Here is an 18724-nt window from a genome sequence, read left to right as displayed (position 1 = left end):
GCCAAAAGTGTCAGACCCGCCCCGTACGTTCAGGCCATGAACAGGACGCTCACCCTGGACCTCCTGGACGGCCGCCGAAACTACGAGTCCGCCGCCTACTGCGACGGCGGCGTGGTGCACCTCCGCCTGACCGGCTGGTCCGACGGCTACGCGCTCACCGAGCTGACCGCCGAGATCCCGGCCGCCGACGCCGCCGACGTGGGCGGCCTGCTCGCCTCGACCCTGAGCGCCTTCCGCGCCCCGCCCCCGGAGGAGCCCTACTTCGGCTCGCTCCTGGACGAGGCGCTGCCGTCCGGGCCGCCGCCACCGCCGCCGCAGCGGGTCCCGATATCGTGGCCGCCGCCGGGCACCCGCCCGCCCAACGCGGGCCGCCCGTGGGCCCCGGAAGACCTGGACCTGCTGGTGACCCGCGTCGAGCAGGGCGCGAGCGTCAAGACCCTGACCGCTGAATTGGGACGAACCGAGGCCGCCGTCCGCACTCGTCTGCAGATGCTGCGCTCGCCGCGCCCGTCACCCGCGCCACCCCGACCGCCCGGCCCGGCCCTGCCTCCGGCCCCCGATTGACCGGCCACGGCCAGCCCTCACGCAGCCAGCGACTGTGGGTGGCCCAGGCGCTGCGCCCCGAGGTCCCCGCGCCCCTCCCGGCGGTCCGGACGTCGTAGCCGCCGGTCCGGGCATGGCGGCCGGTCGCGTCGGCGCCCAGCCCCGAGGTCCCCACGACCTTCCCGTCGGTCCGGGCGTGGCGCCCGGTCGCCTCGGTGGCCCGCTTCGAGGTCCCCATGCCCTTCTCGGCAGTCCAGGCGTGGCGCCCGGTCGCCTCGGGGGCCTGCCCCGCGGTGGCGCCGGGCCATCGCGGCACCTTGGCGGCCCGCCCCGCGGTGCCGCCGCCCCATTGCGGCGCCTCTGCGGCCCGCCCCGCGGTGTCGTTGGCCCATCGCGGCGCCTCGGCGCGCCGGCCCGGTCCCAGCCGCACTCCCGCGGCCCGGAGCGTGGCCCCGGGCAAGCGCCGGGGAAGCCGCCCGTAGACCTCGAGCGTGGCATCCGCCGCCCGCCGCAACGCGCACGGGAACGGATGCCCGCAGGCGGCACAGAACTCCCCCGAGAGCGAGGGAAGGTGAAGCGAAACGACCTGCTGCGCCGCGGCCAGGCGGTCGGCGGCAGTCTGCGAGTAGTGCACGGTTCATCGCCTCTCGTGCGGGCTTCGTCCATCTGGCATTTGGGGGCGGGCGCCCTCACCGGCCCAACCGGTCGACAAGAGGACGCCCGCCCGTTCACCCGACCGCGCGGACCCCTTTGTCAGCACGCAACCGGGGGGTTCGGGCGCTGCGACGCTCGGTAACGAGAACATCCAGATCCTCAAACATGCACATGCAAAATGCAATACCGTGTAGCCCTCACCGCCTCTAACCTCCCCTTTACCACTCGAACGGGTGACCCCGGACCGACTCCGCCAAACCTGCCCGCGGCGACAAAACGTCCACTCGGCGCCCTCCGCCCTGCCGCCACCACGCGCTCCCGCGGGGCCTTCGCCAGTCTCGACAACGCCGCGCGGCCTGACGGAGGATGTGGTTCCGCTCCCCGACGTCGGCAGGCAACGTGACCCTCCCCGAACCGACCGCCGCCCCGGTCGCCAACGACCGGGACCGCACCGCCGAGGTCCCGCCGCCCCTCACCCCGGACGCCACACCAGCACCCGCCCTCACCGCCGAAGTCGCGCCGCCCCACACCCCGGACGCCACACCAGCCACCGCCCTCACCGCCGAGGTCCCGCCGCCCCGCACCGCGGACGCCACACCAGCACCCGCCGCCGAGGTCCCGCCGCGCCGCACCCCGGACGCCACACCAGCGCCCGCCGCCGAGGTCCCGCCGCCCCTCACCCCGGACGCCATACCAGCTCCCGTCCTCGCCGCCGAGGTTCCGCCGCGCCGCACCCCGGACACCGCACCAGCGCCCGCCGCCGACCCGTCCGAGGCAGTCGAACCCGCCGCGCCTTCGCAGCCACAGCCGCCCGCGCAACCACAGCCGGCGCCGTCGTTGCAGCCGCCCGCGCCCGTCCAGCCACCGTCGTCCTTGCAGCCGCTGGCGCCACCCCAACCGTCCGCGCATCCACAGCCGTCATCGCCCGCACCCGTGCAGTCGTCGTGGTCCTTGCAGCTGCCGGCGCCGGGGCAGGGCGCGGTGGCGGGGCGGTATCCCGGGCCGGGCTGGGCAGTGGTGCTGCCGCCGCAGCCTCGGCGGAGCTACGTCTGGGGCATCCTCTCCGCGCTGCTCGTCCTCAGCATGCTGGTGGCCCTCGGCGGGGGTGCGGCGGCGGCCTGGGCGTTGCGGGACGGGGGCGGTGCGCCGTCCGGGGTCGCCTGGGTCGACGTCCGGGACGAGGCCGGCGGGAAGGCCGTCGACGCGGTGCTGGAGCGGCGGACGGCGGCGGTCAAGAGCAAGAGCCTCGACGCGTGGATGGCGGACGTCGACCAGAGCGACGCGGCGTTCGCGAAGCGGCAGCGGCAGGAGTTCGCGAATCTCATCCGGATGCCGTTCGCGGAGCTGCGGTTCGAGCGGACAGCGCAGCCGGCGACCAAGATGGCGGCGTACCTGCCGGAGGAGTTGTTCCGGCGGTACCACGCGGCCGTGAAGGTCGTGGCGGTCACCGTGCGGCACCGGATCGACGGGCTGGACGGCCGGGCCGTGGCGACGCCGTGGCTGGCCGTGTTCGGGTTCGCCGCGGGGCGCTGGGTCATCGCCGGGGACGGCAACGGCAAGGACATGCCCACCGGGGCGCGCGGGCAGCCGTGGGACTCCAGCGGGGCGATCAGCATCGTGCGCAGCGATCGGGTGGTGGCGGTGGTCTCCAAGACCGACGGCGGGCAGGCGCTGCTGCAGATGGCGGAGACCGGGCTGCGGCGGGTGGCGGAGGTGCGGCCCGGCGGGTGGGACGGCAAGGTGCTCATCACGGCGGTCACCGACAAGCAGATCTTCGACACGTACTTCGCCGAGTCGCAGGACCGCGTGGGGCAGGTGGCGGCGATCGCGGTGCCGTACTACGAATCGGTGGCGGAGTGGTCGTCACGCAAGGCGTACGCGACCACGCGGGTCGTGTTCAACCCCACCGAGCTCAACGCGCCCACGGCCGAGCTGCAGCACGACCTCACGCACGAGTTCGCGCACGCGGCGATGGGGCCGGTCACCGGGCCGTACACGCCGCGATGGGTGGTGGAGGGGTTCGCGGAGTACGTCGCCTACCGGGACGGGAAGTACAACTCGGCGGGCATCCGGGCCGCGCTCGGGGGCCTGGAGATCAAGACGTTGCCAAGCAACGAGCAGTTCTACGCCGAGCCGCGCAACTACATCGGCGGGTGGCTCGCGTGCCGGATGATCGCCGAGACGTACGGGCAGGACAAGCTCGTCGCCTTCTACGAGGGGTTCCTGCGCATGTCCGAGGTCGACTCGGTGGCCCGGGAGGTGCTCGGGATCAGCCGCGACCAGCTCGAGCAGCAGTGGCGCGACTACGTGGCCAAGCAGCGCGGCTGAAAACGCCAGCAGCGCGCCTGAAACGCCGGCCGCGCGACTGAAGCGACGGGGAACGCCAGCAGCACGACTGAAGCGGCTGAACCGCCAGCAGCGCAGCTGGCCAACCAAAACGGCGAAGCGGCGCGCGGAGCGCCACTTCGCCGTCACGTCGAGCAGCTGGTCACGCCGGGGGCAGGCCGCCGTCGCCGTCGACGACCGTTTCCGGGGTGCCGTCCTGGTCGAGGTCGCTCATCGTGATGTCGACCTTGCCGTCGCCGTTGGTGTCGAACTGGAACAGGTCAGCCTTGCCGTCCCCGTCGGTGTCGACCGCCCAGAGGTCGGGCTTGCCGTCGTTGTTCGTGTCGCCGACGAGCAGCTCCACGCGCTCATCGCCGCGGGTCTCGACGGTCTCGTTCTCGCTCATCCGGTGGTCCTCTCACCTGACTCGGGGGCAATCGGCTTCACCGTAGGCCCTGGGCCCGCCGCGCGCGAGACCAGAAACCGACAGAATGATCAGGCCTTGACGCCCCCGGCGACCAGCGCCTTGATGGCCAGTGCGGACTCGTCGAAGCCGACGATCAGGACGGCCGTGGCCCCGAAGTACTTGATCTCCGTGGTGGCCTGGTTGAACATCTTCGGGCCGTCGTCCTGCTCGTACTTGTCCTTGGCCTCGTACTCCTTGACCAGAATGTTCTCCGCCTTGATGCCGGCGGAAACCAGGTCGGTCCGGACCCCGTCGGCGAGGCCCTTGCCGTAGGTGTCGCCGCGCGCGAGGATCGCGACCTTCGTGTGCCCGTCGCGCATGATGACGTCGGCGACCGCCTTGGCCTGCAGTACATCCGGCGGAGAGGTGCGGAAGAAGAAGCCCTTGTCCTCGAATTTGGTGAGCTCGTCCGAGGTCGACGCGGGCGAGATCATCACGCGGCCGGCCTGGGCGACCTGGGGGATGACGGCCTTGCTCACGCCGGACGCGCCGGCCCCGATGATGACCGCGACGCCGCGGGAGATGAACTGCTGGGCGGTCGCCTTGGCCACGTCGGGGTTGGTGCCGTCGTCGCCCTCCTCGACCTGGACCGGCTGGCCGAGCACGCCGCCGGCTTCGTTGATTTCCTTGATGGCGAGCTTGGCCGCGGCGAACATCGGCGGGCCCTGGAACGCCAGCGCGCCGGTCTTGGGCAGCAGCAGGCCGTACTTCAGCGGCGGCTTCTGGGTCCTGCCACCCGAGGCGGCCGGCGGGGCGGTCTTGTCCTCGGTCTTCGCGTCGCCGGCCCCGACGAACTCGGTCTTGGCGTCGTCGATGACGCTGTTGTTGCCGAAGCTCAGCACGCCGTACGACGCGGCCGAAGGCTCTCCGACGCTCGTGAAGCCACTGCTGCGCAGCGATATGCCGCGATATTTGAAGGGCTTGCCCGTCTTGGCGGCACTCAGGCAGGCGGCCACCGTGTCGCACGGGTTGTCGCCGGTGGTCACGCCGATCAGCCGCTTGGCGATCGAGGCGGGGTCGCTCGACTTGCCGGCCTCGGCGGCCAGCGCGGCGATGACGACGGCGTCGTAGGACTCGCCGGTGTAGTTGAAGCCGGCCAGCGAGGGGTCGATGGTCTTCAGGCGCCGCTTGAAGTCGTCGCTGAGCGGGGTCAGCGGGGTGGTGCCCTTCAGGCCGGCCAGCTCGGCCGGGGAGTTCTTGAACGCGTCACCGAACGAGTTGGCCATGATGCCGTCGGTGCCGTAGAGGCGCACCGTCGGGGTCGAGGCGGCATTGTTGTTACTCTGCGTATCGGACGTGCAGCCGGATGCGGCGAACGGCACTCCAATCACTGTGATCGCTCCCACGATGGCGGTGGCCAACCGTGCGCGCATGGGTGTTCTCCTCCCCAATGGCCTCCCCAGAGGTGCCGTGCGCACCTTAGCGCGGACGGCACCGCGACCTGAGTCGGGGCGCGAGTACGCTTCCCGGCATGACGGACGCGGGCACGGAATCGGAAGTCACGGACGGTAAGGCCCTGCCGGGCGTCATCTCGCTGCAGGACACCCTGCCCGAGCGCATGGGCATCGTCCTGCTGGAGGCATCGCCCGAGCGGGTCGTCGCGACCATGCCCGTGGCCGGGAACATCCAGCCGTATGGACTGCTGCACGGCGGCGCCTCGGTCGTGCTCGCCGAGACGCTCGGCTCCATCGGCGCGGCCATGCACGCGGCCCGGCTGTTCGGCGGCCTCGCGGTGGGCATCGAGGTGAACGCGACGCATCACAAGTCGGCCCGCACGGGTCTGGTGACGGGCGTGGCCACCCCGCTGCGGCTGGGCGGCATGATCGCGACCTACGAGATCGTCATCACCGACGAGGACGGCGAGCGCGTGTGCACCGCCCGGCTGACCTGCGCACTGCGGCGCTCCTGAGGAAGTTTGGCTTTTTCCGCGGTACCGCACAAAAAACCCAAAAGCCACGAGCACCTCTTGACCGCGCGGCATACGGTTGCGGCGTGGATGACCCGGGAGACGAGACACATCTGGACGCCACCCAGGTCCTGGCGTCGGCGCTCGAGGGCGACGAGGACGCCGTGGTCAAGACCTTCGACTCGGTCGTCGACCGGCGCGGCATGAGCGCCGCGTACGACGTCGCGTGGCGCCTGGCCGGCGAGATGGTGGGCGACAACCTGGCCCGCGGGCCGTGGCGGCTGGACTTCCCCGACATCGACGACGCCAACTACGACAAGCGCTGGGTGGCGCGGTTCGTCAGCGCGTATGCCAACGAGGACGCCCCGAGCGCCACGGCGCTGTTCACCGTGGCGCTGGTCGACGGCAAGCTGCCCGAGTGCCTGCTCACGCTGGCCGGCTCCACCGTGGCCACCCTCAAGCGGCGCGGTGCGGCCTAGCGCCGGCTAGAGGGTGGTGAGCTCCGCCGTCAGCACGTTGGAGAGCACCGCGCCGTCGAAACGGACCTGCCGGAGGTACCACCGCTGCAGCGGCGAGCGGGTCTGGGAGAACTGCCAGCCGCCGCGCGGGCTGTCGATCTGGCCGAGGCGCCCGATCGCCGCGTTGAGCGAGAACGAGTCCAGGCTCTTGGTCGCGTCGGTGATCGCCTTGTCGAGCACCACGGCGGCGTCGTAGGAGGCCATCGCGTACGTCGAGGGGACGGTCCCGAACGCCTTCTGGTAGTCGGCGATGAAGCGCCGGTTGGCGGCGTTGTCGAGGTCGGGCGAGTAGTTCAGCGCCGTGTAGATGTCCTTGGCCGTGTCGCCCAGCTGCTTCAGGACGAAGCCCTCGGTGAGGCTGCCAGGCGCGAAGAGCTTGAACGTCGGCGGGAAGTGTGCCGCGCGGTACTGCTTCACGAACTCGACCGCCGTGGCACCGCTGTAGATCGCGTACATCGCGGCCGCCCCGGACTGCTTGACCTGCTGGAACAGGTTGCCGAAGTCCTTGCTGCCGAACGGCGTGATCCTCGGCGTGCCGGCCACCGTGCCGCCGGCGCTCCTGAGGTTCTCGGCGAAGGTCCGGACCTCGTCGTCGTCGCCGCCCGGGCCGGTCTGCCCGACGATCGCGATCGGCCCGCCGCCGTTGGCCACGGCGTAGCGCGCGAGCGCGCTGCCCGGCTCGGTCGACACGAAGGAGGTGCGCCAGATGTACTTCGGCCCCATCAGCTGCAACTGGGCCGGCGACGCGTTGGAGCCGATCAGCGGGATCTGGGCCGCCTCGATGGTGTCCTTCATGGCGAGGAGCGACAGCGGGTTGACCACGCCGGTGACCGCGAGGACCTTCTGCTCCTTGACGAGCTTCTCCGCGGCCGCCTTGCCGGACTCGGCGGTCTCACCCTCGTCGACCTTGATCAGGTTGACCTGCCGGCCGCCGAGCTTCTGGTCGTGCAGCTGCAGGTAGAGGCTGAAGCCGTTGTCGAGCTCGTTGCCCAGGTCCTTGAACATGCCGGTCTGCGGCACGATCATGCCGATCTTGATCGGCGGGCCGCTGGGCGCGGCGGGGTTGGCCTTCGGGCTGGAGTCGCTGGTGCACGCGGCAAGGATCGGCGCGGCCGTGCCGGCCATGCCCGCGGCCGCGAACAGCCGGAGCGCTTGGCGGCGGTTCAGGTGGGACACGTGCTATTCCTCCCCGGGACCCCGAACAGCGCCGGGAGTCGACACAGCGTGGCCCTTGCACTGAGGCGCGGGCGCGCCTGAGCCTACAGCCCACGGTGCGTTTTACCGCCATCGCGCCGGAGAGTCAATCGGCGGCGAGGCTCCCGGTCCTGCTCATCCCACGCGTTCGCCCCTGGTCACGGTGCCGAAAGCGGCCAGCACGGCCGGCCACGCGCCCGACAGGGGATCGATCACGGCGAAGTGCCCGGCGCCGGCGAGCTCCACCAGCGTCGTGTCGTCACCGGCCCGGCGGGCCGACCGACAGTAGTCGCGCGACAACGAAATGGGCACGATGTCGTCGTCCTCGCCGTGGACGAGCACGGTCCGCACCCCCGAGGGCAGGTTGGCCATCGGGTCGGCCGAGGCGTACGCGTTCGGCACCGCGTCGGGCGCCCCGCCGAGCAGGTCGGCCACGGCGCCCTCGTCGAGGTCGAGCTCGTACGCGCGCCTCAGGTCGGCCACCGGGGCCAGCGCGACCACCCCGCCGACGGCGTCGGGGGCGACGGCGGCGTACCACAGCGCGAGGTGCCCGCCGGCCGAGTGCCCGGCGAGGATCGGCCGGTCGACCTTGACGGGCCGCAACCCGCGGTGCGCCACCTCCTTGGCCAGCAGGTCCGGCACCGCCACCGCCGCCGCGGCCACGTCGGAGAACGTCCCGGGCCACCCGCCCCCGGTCTGCCCGGTCCGGCGGAACTCGATCGTCGCGACGGCGTACCCGCGGGCCGCGAGGTCGGCCGACAGCGGCCCCGCGTGGGCGCGGTCCCACTCGTCCCGCCAGAACCCTCCGTGCACGAAAAGGACGAGCGGCGCATCCGGTACCTCGGGCAGCCGCACATCGGCGACATGATCGGGATGCTCGCCATAGCGCAGCGTGAACTCCGGCGGCGGGGCCGGGCGGTGCAGCACGTCACGCGGATCACTCGTCACCGGGAGACGTTATCGCGTCACGAAGGGTGGCAACAGGGGGCCGGTTCGGTACCCCCTTGGTGGCCGGGCCGGGGACCTTAGGCAAAACTAGGAACCATGGCAGAAGAGGCGCAGGACGAGTCGCGCACCGTGCTGGTCGTCGGTCCCGACGGTCGGCCGCTGGGCACGATGTCCACGGGCGAGGACGAGAACGCCGAAGACCCGAGCAAGCTGATCGAGCAGCCCGCCAAGGTCATGCGCATCGGCAGCATGATCAAGCAACTCCTCGAGGAGGTCCGCGCCGCCCCGCTCGACGAGGCCGGCCGCCAGCGCCTGAAGGAGATCCACCGCCGCTCGATCACCGAACTGGAGGACGGCCTGGCCACCGAGCTGCGCGAGGAGCTGGAGCGGCTGTCCCTGCCCTTCGACGACGACGTCACCCCGAGCGAGGCCGAGCTGCGCATCGCCCAGGCCCAGCTGGTCGGCTGGCTGGAGGGCCTCTTCCACGGCATCCAGGCCGCCCTGGTCGCCCAGCAGATGGCCGCCCGCGTCCAGCTCGAGCAGATGCGCGGCCGCCCGGCCCTGACCGGCGGCCCGGGCGGCAACCTGCCGGGCCAGCCCGCCCACGCTCCGTCGGGCACGGGTCAGTACCTGTAAGAGTGGTTCCCGGGCGGACCGCCGGCGCCCCTTCTCGGGTCTCCGGCGGGTCCGCCCGTCCTCATACCCGCCACCGACCCGCCGCAGCCCGACGGGACGATGAGGTGTCCGCCCAACCCAGCCGTGGCGAACCGCCTGCCCGGCCATCCTGTCCTAGTCGGATACGCCCCTAGACACGCCAGCATCCGGATTTATCCGCTTATCGGACAAGCGTCAGTAGTTGTAGAGCCGCTCGAGATAGGCCGCCACCCCGTCGTCCTCGTTGGTGCTCGAGGTGATGTCGGCCGCGGCCGCGCGGACCGCCGGATGGGCGTTGGCCATCGCCACGCCCCGGCCGGCCCAGGTCAGCATGGCCAGGTCGTTGGGCATGTCGCCGAAGGCGATCACGTCGGCCGGGGTCAAGGCGTGGGAGCGGGCCACCCGGTCCAGCGCCGACGCCTTCGTCACGCCGGCCGCCGAGACCTCGACCATGCCGCTGGACGATGAGTTCGTGGCCTCGGCCAGGCCCTGCAGGCAGGCGCCCACGCGGGCGGTGAACTCGTCCGGGGCCTGGGCGCCGGCCCGGACCAGCAGCTTCGAGGCGGGGCGGGTGAGCATCTCGGCGTAGGAGCACGGGCCGACCGACCCGTGGTCGACCTCCCACGAGCCGACCTGGAACTCGGGCTCGTGGCGCATCTGGCGGCCGCCGTCGCGCTCGACCGCGAAGACGACGCCGGGGACCGCGGCGCGCAGGCGGGTGCAGGCCTCGGCGAGGACGTCGGCCTCGATGGGGGTGCTGTGGACGATGGTGTCGGTGGACGGGTCGTAGGTGGCAGCGCCGTTGGCGCAGATGGCCAGGGCACGGACGCCCAGTTGCTCGTACACCGGGAAGATCCACCGGATCGGGCGGCCCGTCACCAGGACGATGAACACGCCGGCGCGCTCCAGGCGGCGGAAGACCTCGACGGTGCGCGGGCTGACCGTGCGGTCGTTGCGGACCAGCGTGCCGTCCAGATCCGTGGCGACCAGTTTCACAGCCTCAACATAGCTTCCAGGTACGTGGCCACGCCGTCCTCGTCATTGGTGAGCGTCGTCTCGTCGGCCAGGGCGCGCAGGTGGGGGTGGGCGTTGGCGACGGCGACCCGGGCGAAGCCGGCCCAGCGGAACATCGGGATGTCGTTGGGCATGTCGCCGAAGACCAGCACGTCGCCCGGGTCGATGCCGAGGGCGGTGGCGACGACCATCAGGCCGGTGGCCTTGTCGACGCCGGGCGGGCAGATCTCGATGTAGCCGAGGCCGGCCTGCGTGACCGTGGCGATGTCGGGCGGGATGATGCGCTGGGCGGTGGCCAGCAGGTCGTCCACGTCGCACACGGGGTGGCGAGCGAAGCCCTTGATGACCGGGCCGGTGAGGCACTCGGCGCGGACGCGGGCCTCGACGGCGTCGTAGCGCCAGTTCGGATCGGTGTCGCCCCACAGCGGGGCCTCGTGGTGGTCTCCGGCCTCGATGAGCACCGACAGGGTGCCCACCTCGCGCTCCAGGCGGCCCAGCACGTCGGCCAGGACCGCGCCGTCGAGGCGCTCGTCGCGCAGGACGAGCGGGTGCTCGGGGTCCCGCACGTCCAACACCCGGCTGCCGCCGCCCATCACCAGGAAGTCGGCGGCCGGGATGTCCCGGCGAACGAGTTCGGTGAGGCGGGGGCCGCGGCCGGTCGCGCCGACGACGTGAATGCCCGCCGCACGGACCCGGGCAAGGACCTCGCGGGTGTACTCGGACACGCTCTCGTCGCTGTGCACGAGCGTCCCGTCGAGGTCCGTCGCGATCAGTTTCGGTAGGCCAGAACCGCGCATGTGTGCTGCTCCTTCCGCATCAGCGGGGCAGCAACCGTACCTCCCTCACCCCCACCGGTGACAGGCTGCGAATAAAACTCGACCGAACGTTTACTGGAACGTCTTACAGGCGCACCTACTGGTACTGCGCAGGAACCACAGGCGTAACAGTGAGCTCCAGCGGCTCGCCGCCCTCGATCTCCTCGGTCCGGCGGCGCCGGCCGCGCGACGGGAACCGCACCGTCGCGAGCACCAGGGCGGCGGCGAATATCAGGACGGCGGCGTAGGCGAGGTAGTACCCCGGGCCGGTCTGCACGTTCTTGCTGTCCACCATCAGCGCGGCGTAGGTGGTGCTGCCGAGGTGGAGGATGACCGGGTGCAGGCCCAGCAGGATGAGGACGTTCACGCCCAGGAGGCCGGCCGCCGCGCCGGTGGCGATGCGGCGGGCCGGGCCGGTCACCGAGAGCACCACGGCGACCGCGGCCACCGCCAGGGCGAGCGTGAAGAGGTACACCGTCACGTGTGAGCTGGTGAGATACGCCATCGGCACGCCCACGGTGCGGCCCGCCGCCGACTGGTCGACGAGGTCCGGGTCGAAGGTCGGGCGGCCGCCGGCGCCCAGCGACAGTTCGGCCCAGGGCAGGTACTGCGCCACCCCCGCCAGCCCGAGCCCGGCCACCCCGGCGACGAGCGCGAAGACGTTGGGGCGGGTCCGCTCCTGCGGTACCGGATCCGGCGTTTCGGCACTTGGCTCCTCCACCGGTGCGGGGGGAACGATGTCCGGCATGGCGAGGGGCTGCTCAGGCATAGGCGCATGCTAGAGGGCGGAGCGCTCAGGCGTATGCCCCCCGAGGCGCCCTTTCCGAGGGCGATCGATCCGCAGGCGAAACCGAGCGGCGGCGCGAGCCCTCCAGCGGCAGTGACGAGCGCCACGCCGATGCGGGCGGTCACGAGCGCCGGGACGGGCCCGACGCCGTCCAGCCACGGCACGAGGCTGGACGCATCGTCGCTGAGCAGGCCGAACAGGGCGGGTGCCGCATCGGTCCGGATTGCCGTGATCCGCGCCGGTTTGCCGGGCAGCAACTTCCTCCCTTGCGAATGCCTGGCTCGTGCCACCCGGGTCACGCGATGGGCTAGCGTCTGGTTCATGCCAACTCGCGTTTCTTCCGCCCGCTGGGAGGGCGATCTCCGCTCCGGCTCCGGCACCGTCGCCACCGGCTCGGGCACGTTCCAGGGCAACTACTCCTTCCCGTCCCGCTTCGAGAGCGGCGAAGGCACCAACCCCGAGGAGCTGGTGGCCGCGGCCCACGCCGCCTGCTACTCGATGGCGCTCTCCAACGGCCTGGCCAAGGCCGGGCACACCCCGACGTCGGTCGAGACCTCCGCGGCGGTGCAGTTCGGGCCGGTCGAGGGCGGCTTCGCCATCACCCGCATCGACCTGACCACGCGCGGCGACGTGCCCGGGCTCGACGCCGCCGAGTTCGAGAAGTTCGCGCAGGAGGCCAAGGCCGGCTGCCCGATCTCCAAGGCGCTGGCGGCCGTCGAGATCACGCTCGACGCCCAGCTCGTCTGACGTTTGCCGGAACGTTGTTGAGAGGGTTCCCGTTTTCGGGGACCCTCTTCGCATGCCGGTAAGCATGAGCAAGGAGCGGTTCGAGGAACTGGTGGGCGAGGCGCTCGACGAGGTGCCCCCGGAGCTGCTCGACCTCATGGACAACGTGGTCATTCTGGTCGTCGACAACGCCCCGCCGGACGATCCGGACCTGCTGGGCCTCTACGAGGGGCACGCGCTGACCGAGCGCGGCTGGGACTACGCGGGCGTGCTGCCCGACCGGATCTCGATTTACCGTAAGCCGATCCTCGCCATCTGTGACGATGAGGACGACGTCGTCGAGGAGGTGGCGATCACCGTGGTGCACGAGATCGCCCACCACTTCGGCATTTCCGACGAGCGGCTCCACGAGCTGGGCTGGGACTAACCGGGGACCGGGGCACGGGCGAGGCGTTCACGATGCGCCTCGCCGGGCAGGGCTTCGTGGTCGTGCAGCCGTCGGAGGAGCGCCCGCACGCCTCCCCGACTGACTCCCGAACCGGTCGCGGGAGCTAACGGGCCCTACATGCGCTGGTCGCGGGCCTTCTGCCGTTCGCTACGCTGCCCGTCGTGCGAGGTGACATCTTCAAGGCCGAGAATATGGCCCAGCCCCCGACCCAGGTAGGCATGAGCCTGCAACACTCCAGGTGCGTCAAGTACGCGGTCAACGGCGAGGTTCTCGCCCGTCAGGGCGCCATGGTCGCCTTCCGCGGCGGCCTCGCCTTCGAGGTGAAGAGCCAGGGCGTCGGCAACTTCCTCAAGCGCGCGGTCACCGGCGAGGGCGTGTCCCTGATGAGCGTGCGCGGCCAGGGCGAGGTGTGGTTCGCCTCCGGCGCGGCCGAGTGCTTCATCCTGGACCTCGAGCCGAACGACGCACTGTCCATCAACGGGCGCAACGTGCTCTGCTTCGAGCCGTCGCTGCGGTACGACATCCAGATGGTCCGGGGCGCCGGCATGTTCGGCGGCGGCCTCTTCAACTGCGTCTTCACCGGCCAGGGCCGGCTCGCCATCGTCTCCGAGGGCCCGCCGGTGGTGATCCCGGTGAGCCCGCAGGCCCCGGTCTGCGTCGACACCGACGCGGTCGTGGGCTGGTCGAGCAGCCTGCAGACCACCATCCAGAAGAACCAGAGCCTCAAGTCCGTGCTGCGCGGCGGCTCGGGCGAGCTGTTCCAGCTGGCGCTGCAGGGCCAGGGCTTCGTGATCGTGCAGCCGAGCGAGGGCAAGCCGTCCCCCGCCCAGCAGAGCAGCGGTGGCGGCCTCCTCGGCGGCGTCCTGGGCGGCTGAACCTACGAGGTTTCTCCGGCGCGCAGCCTGGCCAGCCAGGCTGCCGCGTCGGCGAAGTCCTCGTCGGCCAGGCCCGGCGCCGGGCGCGGGGGCGGGTCGCCGTTTGCGGCCCGCGGGTAGGAGCCGAGGAACCGCACGTCGGCGCAGACGCGCCGCAGCCCCTGCAGCGCCTCGCCCATGGCCAGGTCGGCGACGTGCCCGCCGCAGTCGAGGAAGAAGACATACCGCCCCAGGCGCTCGCCGGTCGGCCGGGACTCGATGCGGCTCAGGTTCACCCCGCGCACCGACAGCTCGGTGAGCACGGACAGCAGCGCACCGACCCGGTCGTGCGCGATGTAGACGGCCAGCGTCGTGCGGTCGTCGCCGGTCGGCGGGGGCAGCGGCCCCGGGCGGGCGACGAGGGCGAAGCGGGTCATCGCGTCCGGGATGTCGGCGATGTCCTTGGCCAGGATGTGCAGGCGGTACCGCGCGGCGCCGATCTGCGCGCAGATGGCCGCGTCGAACTCGCCCTCGGCGGCGCCGATGGCCGCGGCGCCGTTGGACAGCACGTCGAGCACCGTCGCGCCCGGCACGTGCTCGCGCAGCCAACGGCGGCACTGCGCGCCGGCCTGCGGGTGGGCGGCGACGGACCGCACCGAATCCAGCGGCCTGTCCTCGCGGGCGGCGAGGACGAACTGCACCGGGATCACCACCTCGCGGGTGATCATGAGCGGGTCGCCGCCGGCCAGCTCGTCCAGCGTCACGCCGACCTGGCCGCCGATCGAGTTCTCCAGCGGCACGAGGGCCGCGTCGGCGTCGCCGCTGCGCAGCGCGTCCAGGGCCTCGGGGACGCTGCGTGCGGGGGTCAGGACGCCGTGCTCGGCGGCGGGGATGGTCTTGAGCGCCTGTTCGGAGAAGGTACCCTCCGGACCCAGGTACACGAACCGCGTCGGCGGCACACCAGGCATACCACCCAGCGTAGTCAGCAGCCGACGGCGCCCACGAACGCGGGGGGTGCCGTGGCGCGCACCTCGACCGTGCACGGGTCGGTGCCCACGGTGACGACGGTCAGCGCCGAGGGTTCACCCTTGGTGATCACCTGCAGCGGTTCGCTGCCGGTCACGGTGAGCACGGTGTACTGCCACAGCCCCGCGCACACCGGCTGCTTCTGCACGCTCACGCCGGTGCCGGTGGGCAGGTTGGCCCGGGCCCGCCGGACCGCGGCGATGACCTGCTCCCCGCTCGGGCGGCCGTTGCAGTAGCTGATGTACCCCTCCGGGAACCCGGTCGGGCTGGGCGAGGCGCTGCGGCTCGGCGACGCGGCGCGCGACGGCGGCAGGTACGGCGTCGACTCCGTGGCGGTCGGCGTGCCGGGCTCCCCGAAGAGCGGGACGGGGCTGATGAGCGACGGTCCGGGTGACGGCGCGGTGCGGGTCGGCGCCTCGGCCGGATGCCGGCAGGCACCGAGCAGACATCCAAGCCCGACGATCGCCAGCATGATGCCCGCCCTTCGCATCCGCCCATCGTAAGAGGGGCAGATGACGGGAGGAAGTGCAGACGACGGGAGGAAGTCAGGTGTTGACCCGGTGCCCGGCGTCGCCCAGGGCGGCCACGGCCTCGCTCAACCGCACCGCCGGGACCAGCAGATAGTCGGTGTCGAAGGTGGAGAAGGCGAAGATGTTCACCCGCGCTTCAGCCAACGGCGAGATGATGGACGCAAGGATGCCGGTCAATGCGAGCTGGACCGGGCCGGCGACCCGCAGGCAGCGCCACGGGGCCTCGACGGTGGTGCCCTCGGGGGGCAGCAGTCCGACGACGTCGGCGGGGCAGAGGATGGAGACCTCGTCCGGCGTCCAGGTCACCGAGATGACCTCCTCGCCCGACGCGGTGGCCTCGGCGAGCCCGGCGGGCATCGGCGATCGGGCCGGGAGCCGGCAGATCGCGTAGTCGCCCGGCAGGAGCGTGAGGTCCAGCATGCTAGGAGCGTAAGGCCCCAACGCGCACCGTGGCGATGTGCGTGATCTCCGTAACTCCGTATTGACGAACTTCTGCCCTATTGGATTAACGAGAAGAAGGTCAGCGAGCCTACGACCTTGCCGTCGTCCTTGAGCGGGGTGGCGATCGCGTCGAAGGTGCACGGCGCATCGGCGCACTTGATGCGCACCAGGCCGCGAGCCAGCCGCCCCGACGTCAGCGCGAGCAGCGCGGGCATCCGGGTCACCTCGGTCTGCTCCAACGCGTTGCCGTCGCCGAAATCGAGCAGCTGCAGCACCCCGTTGCCGTCGAGCAGCGGGCGGTTGAGCGGCGAGCCGCCGAGGCCCAGCATCTCCTCGAATGACGCCGACATCGCCACCACGACCACGTCAGCGTCGATCACCAGGCAGGGCTCGGCCGCCCCGTCGACGGTCGCGCCCCAGCGGTCCAGGGACGACTCGGCCGGATCTTGGGAGCGGCCCCGCGCGCGTGCTTGGTGCGGGTCGGAGATGGAGAACTCGACGTGCTGCGGCACAGCGCCTCCTCAGGCACCGCTCGTGCGAATGCGAACACCCGGCGTTTCGGCCCGATCGACGATCGCATCGCTTCCGGCCACCTCGAAGAGGCTACTCCGCGTGACCCCGCTTGTCAGTGCCCACCTGCTCACCCTCGCGGTACCAGCGGTAGTCCTCGGCGAGGTCGCCGTAATCCGGCTGGAACCAGGTGCCGGGGTGCACGGCCAGCGCGAACACCTTGTCCACCGTCTCCGCGGCGAGCCGGTGGCCGCGGGCGTTGAGCACCCGGGGCAGCTCGTGGTACGCGGTGACGAGGCAGCCCTTGGGCACCCCGTAGAAGGCGATCCGCCCGGTGCCGGCGAAGGCCAGGACGGGCATGACGGGGATCGACACGCCCGCACTGCGCGACAGCGCCTCCGAGGTGGCCTTGGCCTCGCGGCGGGCCTCCTCGACGTACCGCGGCCGCTTCCCGTCGATCTGGACGACATCGCCGGCGAAGGAGACCCGGCTGCGCCCGTGGTCCTTGACCGTCACGGCGAAGACGCCGCCCGGGCCGACCGCGAGGAACCCGATGCGCTCGGCGCCGCCGAGCTCACGCAGGTCGAGCACGTGCCATTCGTCGCCCAGGTGGCCGATCAGCGTGCCGATGCGGCGGTAGAGGCGGCTGTGTGCCGCTTCCTCCCGGCGCGTCTCGCGCTCGGCCCGACGGGTGCGAACCCAGTCGATGGGGGTCGTGCGCCCCGCGTCGACGATGACGCGCTGCTCGAACCCTTCGGGCTGTGAATCTTGACCGCTGTACAGGACGTCGGTCATCCCGCACACCTCCGATGTCGCCGCTTCGGTTGCGTGTGTCCCAACACCGTACGTGAGCGAGTGTGCACTGCGCATGACCGGAAGCCGGAATGACATGGAATGACTGGGATGAATGCCACATTCACGACGGGTCATGAATTTCACATGGTGACAATCGGATGCTATCCGGCCCCCCGTTAGGCTGACCCCATGAGTGTCGACAACGAGGTCGGACGCCTGGTCACGGTGCTGCTGCACCGCCCCGGGCCGGAGCTCGCCCGGCTGACCCCGCGCAACAACGACTCGCTGCTCTTCGACGGCGTCCCGTGGGTCGGCCGCGCCCAGGAGGAGCACGACGCGTTCGCCGCGGCGCTGCGGGCCCACGGCGTGGAGGTGCTGTACCTCGCCTCGCTCCTGGCCGAGACGCTCACCGTCGAGGCGGCCCGGGCCGAGGTCTGCGCGGCCGTGCTGGCCGACGTCCGGCTCGGCGACACGCTGCGCGAGCACGTGGCGGCGCACCTGACCGGCCTGACCCCGGCGGAGCTGGCCACCACGCTCATCGCCGGGCTGTCCCGGGCCGAGCTCGGCCGGGGCGGCGGCCTGGTGCACGCGCTCATGGCCCCGGGCGACTTTGTGATCGACCCGCTGCCCAACCTGCTCTTCACCCGCGACTCGTCGGTGTGGATCGGCACCCGGGTGGCGGTGACGAGCCTCGCCATGCCCGCGCGGCGCCGGGAGACGACCCTCACGCACGCCATCTATCGGCATCATCCACGCTTCAGCGGTACCGCAGAGATCTACGACCCCGCCCTGGAGCACCTCGAGGGCGGCGACGTGCTGCTGCTCGCCCCGGGCGTGCTCGCGGTCGGCGTCGGCGAGCGGACCCGCCCGTCGGGCGCGGAACGACTGGCCCGCCGCTGCTTCGCCGCCGGGCTCGCCCACACGGTGCTCGTGGTGCCGATCGCCCAGGAGCGGGCCACCATGCACCTCGACACCGTCTGCACCATGGTGGACGTCGACGCGGTCGTGATGTACCCCAACGTGGCCAGCTCCCTGCAGGCCTGGACGCTGACGGCCGAGACACTCACCGGCCCGGCCCCGTTCCTCACCGCCGCGGCTGCCGCGATGGGCATCGACACCCTGCGGGTCATCGACACCGGCCTCGACCCGGTGACCGCCGAGCGCGAACAGTGGGACGACGGCAACAACACCCTCGCGATCGCGCCGCGCCTCTGCGTGGCCTACGAGCGCAACGTGGAGACCAACGCGCAGCTGGAGCGGCAGGGCATCGAGGTCATCCGGATCTCGGGCTCGGAGCTGGGCTCGGGCCGGGGCGGACCTCGCTGCATGTCCGCCCCGATCGCACGCTCGCTCTCCTAACCCTTTGTAGCCCTGCTGGCCGCCCTGACAACCGGAGCAGGAGCAGACCGGGGGCGTATCGCGGGTGTCCGATAAGTCGGGCGCTGGCGCGCCACGACTTATCGGATTTATACCCCGACGGTGGTTTCCAGGGGTCGTTGCAACACGGCGTTTCAGTTGGTGGTGAGGAACTGGGCGAGGCGTTCGGCTGGGGTGTCCCAGCCGAGGGTTT

Annotated in this window: 21 protein-coding genes and 1 pseudogene; 10 read left to right on the top strand and 12 right to left on the bottom strand. The window is 71.6% G+C overall.

Annotation, left to right across the window (positions count from 1 at the left end; translation table 11 throughout):
* Window positions 1-36 precede the first annotated feature (36 nt).
* Window positions 37-564 carry a hypothetical protein gene (locus AB0M46_RS23750; protein WP_363339150.1) on the top strand — a complete coding sequence of 176 codons (528 nt, stop codon included), beginning with the start codon at window positions 37-39 and terminating at the stop codon, window positions 562-564.
* Between the two features lie 1032 nt (window positions 565-1596).
* Window positions 1597-3525 (top strand): hypothetical protein, encoded by a 1929-nt coding sequence (locus AB0M46_RS23745; RefSeq protein ID WP_363339149.1) that lies wholly within the window; start codon window positions 1597-1599, stop codon window positions 3523-3525.
* A gap of 160 nt (window positions 3526-3685) precedes the next feature.
* Here the strand turns inward: AB0M46_RS23745 and AB0M46_RS23740 are convergent, their stop codons facing one another.
* Both AB0M46_RS23740 and AB0M46_RS23735 read right to left on the bottom strand, forming a co-directional pair.
* A complete protein-coding gene (locus tag AB0M46_RS23740; protein WP_363339148.1) occupies window positions 3686-3928 on the bottom strand; it encodes a hypothetical protein in 243 nt (80 codons plus the stop codon).
* A gap of 89 nt (window positions 3929-4017) precedes the next feature.
* Window positions 4018-5361, bottom strand: a complete 1344-nt coding sequence (locus AB0M46_RS23735) for an ABC transporter substrate-binding protein (protein ID WP_363339147.1) — start codon at window positions 5359-5361, stop codon at window positions 4018-4020.
* Window positions 5362-5459: 98 nt separating this feature from the next.
* Here AB0M46_RS23735 and AB0M46_RS23730 point away from each other — a divergent pair, with 98 nt between their 5' ends.
* Window positions 5460-5897: a hotdog fold thioesterase gene (locus tag AB0M46_RS23730; RefSeq protein ID WP_363339146.1), complete on the top strand. Its 438-nt coding sequence runs from the start codon at window positions 5460-5462 to the stop codon at window positions 5895-5897.
* A gap of 83 nt (window positions 5898-5980) precedes the next feature.
* Window positions 5981-6373, top strand: coding sequence for a hypothetical protein (locus tag AB0M46_RS23725; protein ID WP_363339145.1), 393 nt, complete (start codon window positions 5981-5983; stop codon window positions 6371-6373).
* A gap of 6 nt (window positions 6374-6379) precedes the next feature.
* Here the strand turns inward: AB0M46_RS23725 and AB0M46_RS23720 are convergent, their stop codons facing one another.
* Together AB0M46_RS23720 and AB0M46_RS23715 are read right to left on the bottom strand one after the other, a co-directional pair.
* Window positions 6380-7588, bottom strand: a complete 1209-nt coding sequence (locus AB0M46_RS23720; protein ID WP_363339144.1) for an ABC transporter substrate-binding protein — start codon at window positions 7586-7588, stop codon at window positions 6380-6382.
* Window positions 7589-7741: 153 nt separating this feature from the next.
* The gene (locus AB0M46_RS23715) at window positions 7742-8554 is read right to left on the bottom strand and encodes an alpha/beta fold hydrolase (protein WP_363339143.1); all 813 of its coding nucleotides are present in this window, start codon (window positions 8552-8554) and stop codon (window positions 7742-7744) included.
* A 96-nt stretch (window positions 8555-8650) separates the two neighbouring features.
* Between AB0M46_RS23715 and AB0M46_RS23710 the strand changes: the two genes are divergently transcribed.
* Window positions 8651-9190, top strand: coding sequence for a bacterial proteasome activator family protein (locus AB0M46_RS23710; RefSeq protein WP_363339142.1), 540 nt, complete (start codon window positions 8651-8653; stop codon window positions 9188-9190).
* 213 nt (window positions 9191-9403) lie between these two features.
* Here the strand turns inward: AB0M46_RS23710 and AB0M46_RS23705 are convergent, their stop codons facing one another.
* The 3 genes from AB0M46_RS23705 to AB0M46_RS23695 form a co-directional block, all read right to left on the bottom strand.
* Window positions 9404-10204, bottom strand: coding sequence for an HAD family hydrolase (locus tag AB0M46_RS23705; protein WP_363339141.1), 801 nt, complete (start codon window positions 10202-10204; stop codon window positions 9404-9406).
* Window positions 10201-11019, bottom strand: coding sequence for an HAD family hydrolase (locus AB0M46_RS23700; protein WP_363339140.1), 819 nt, complete (start codon window positions 11017-11019; stop codon window positions 10201-10203). The genes AB0M46_RS23705 and AB0M46_RS23700 overlap by 4 nt, the downstream gene beginning before the upstream one ends.
* Before the next feature lie 115 nt (window positions 11020-11134).
* Window positions 11135-11806, bottom strand: coding sequence for a hypothetical protein (locus tag AB0M46_RS23695; RefSeq protein ID WP_363339139.1), 672 nt, complete (start codon window positions 11804-11806; stop codon window positions 11135-11137).
* A gap of 339 nt (window positions 11807-12145) precedes the next feature.
* Here AB0M46_RS23695 and AB0M46_RS23690 point away from each other — a divergent pair, with 339 nt between their 5' ends.
* The 4 genes and pseudogenes from AB0M46_RS23690 to AB0M46_RS23675 all read left to right on the top strand — a co-directional run bounded on the left by AB0M46_RS23690 (window position 12146) and on the right by AB0M46_RS23675 (window position 13873).
* Window positions 12146-12571, top strand: a complete 426-nt coding sequence (locus AB0M46_RS23690; protein WP_363339138.1) for an OsmC family protein — start codon at window positions 12146-12148, stop codon at window positions 12569-12571.
* 52 nt (window positions 12572-12623) lie between these two features.
* Window positions 12624-12977: a metallopeptidase family protein gene (locus AB0M46_RS23685; RefSeq protein ID WP_363339137.1), complete on the top strand. Its 354-nt coding sequence runs from the start codon at window positions 12624-12626 to the stop codon at window positions 12975-12977.
* A gap of 8 nt (window positions 12978-12985) precedes the next feature.
* A pseudogene (locus AB0M46_RS23680) lies at window positions 12986-13105 on the top strand (AIM24 family protein); the annotation flags it as partial.
* Window positions 13106-13159: 54 nt separating this feature from the next.
* The gene (locus tag AB0M46_RS23675; protein WP_363339136.1) at window positions 13160-13873 is read left to right on the top strand and encodes an AIM24 family protein; all 714 of its coding nucleotides are present in this window, start codon (window positions 13160-13162) and stop codon (window positions 13871-13873) included.
* 2 nt (window positions 13874-13875) lie between these two features.
* Here AB0M46_RS23675 and pheA read toward each other — a convergent pair whose 3' ends face one another.
* From pheA to AB0M46_RS23650, 5 genes are all read right to left on the bottom strand, one after another.
* On the bottom strand, window positions 13876-14820 hold the full coding sequence (gene pheA, locus AB0M46_RS23670; RefSeq protein WP_363339135.1) for a prephenate dehydratase: 945 nt from the start codon (window positions 14818-14820) through the stop codon (window positions 13876-13878).
* A 14-nt stretch (window positions 14821-14834) separates the two neighbouring features.
* Entirely contained in the window at window positions 14835-15368 is a 534-nt protein-coding gene (locus tag AB0M46_RS23665) for a hypothetical protein (protein WP_363339134.1), read from the bottom strand.
* Window positions 15369-15423: 55 nt separating this feature from the next.
* Window positions 15424-15828 (bottom strand): ACT domain-containing protein, encoded by a 405-nt coding sequence (locus AB0M46_RS23660; protein WP_363339133.1) that lies wholly within the window; start codon window positions 15826-15828, stop codon window positions 15424-15426.
* 77 nt (window positions 15829-15905) lie between these two features.
* On the bottom strand, window positions 15906-16361 hold the full coding sequence (locus tag AB0M46_RS23655; RefSeq protein WP_363339132.1) for a hypothetical protein: 456 nt from the start codon (window positions 16359-16361) through the stop codon (window positions 15906-15908).
* A gap of 91 nt (window positions 16362-16452) precedes the next feature.
* Window positions 16453-17154, bottom strand: a complete 702-nt coding sequence (locus tag AB0M46_RS23650; RefSeq protein WP_363339131.1) for a nuclease-related domain-containing protein — start codon at window positions 17152-17154, stop codon at window positions 16453-16455.
* Between the two features lie 189 nt (window positions 17155-17343).
* On the opposite strand from AB0M46_RS23650, the gene AB0M46_RS23645 reads away from it, so the two are divergent.
* Window positions 17344-18513, top strand: coding sequence for an arginine deiminase (locus AB0M46_RS23645; protein WP_363339130.1), 1170 nt, complete (start codon window positions 17344-17346; stop codon window positions 18511-18513).
* Window positions 18514-18724: the final 211 nt, after the last annotated feature.

The organism is Dactylosporangium sp. NPDC051485 (genome assembly GCF_040682015.1).
In the GTDB taxonomy this organism is placed as follows: domain Bacteria; phylum Actinomycetota; class Actinomycetes; order Mycobacteriales; family Micromonosporaceae; genus Dactylosporangium.
This window is presented reverse-complemented; position numbering and strand designations above follow the sequence as displayed.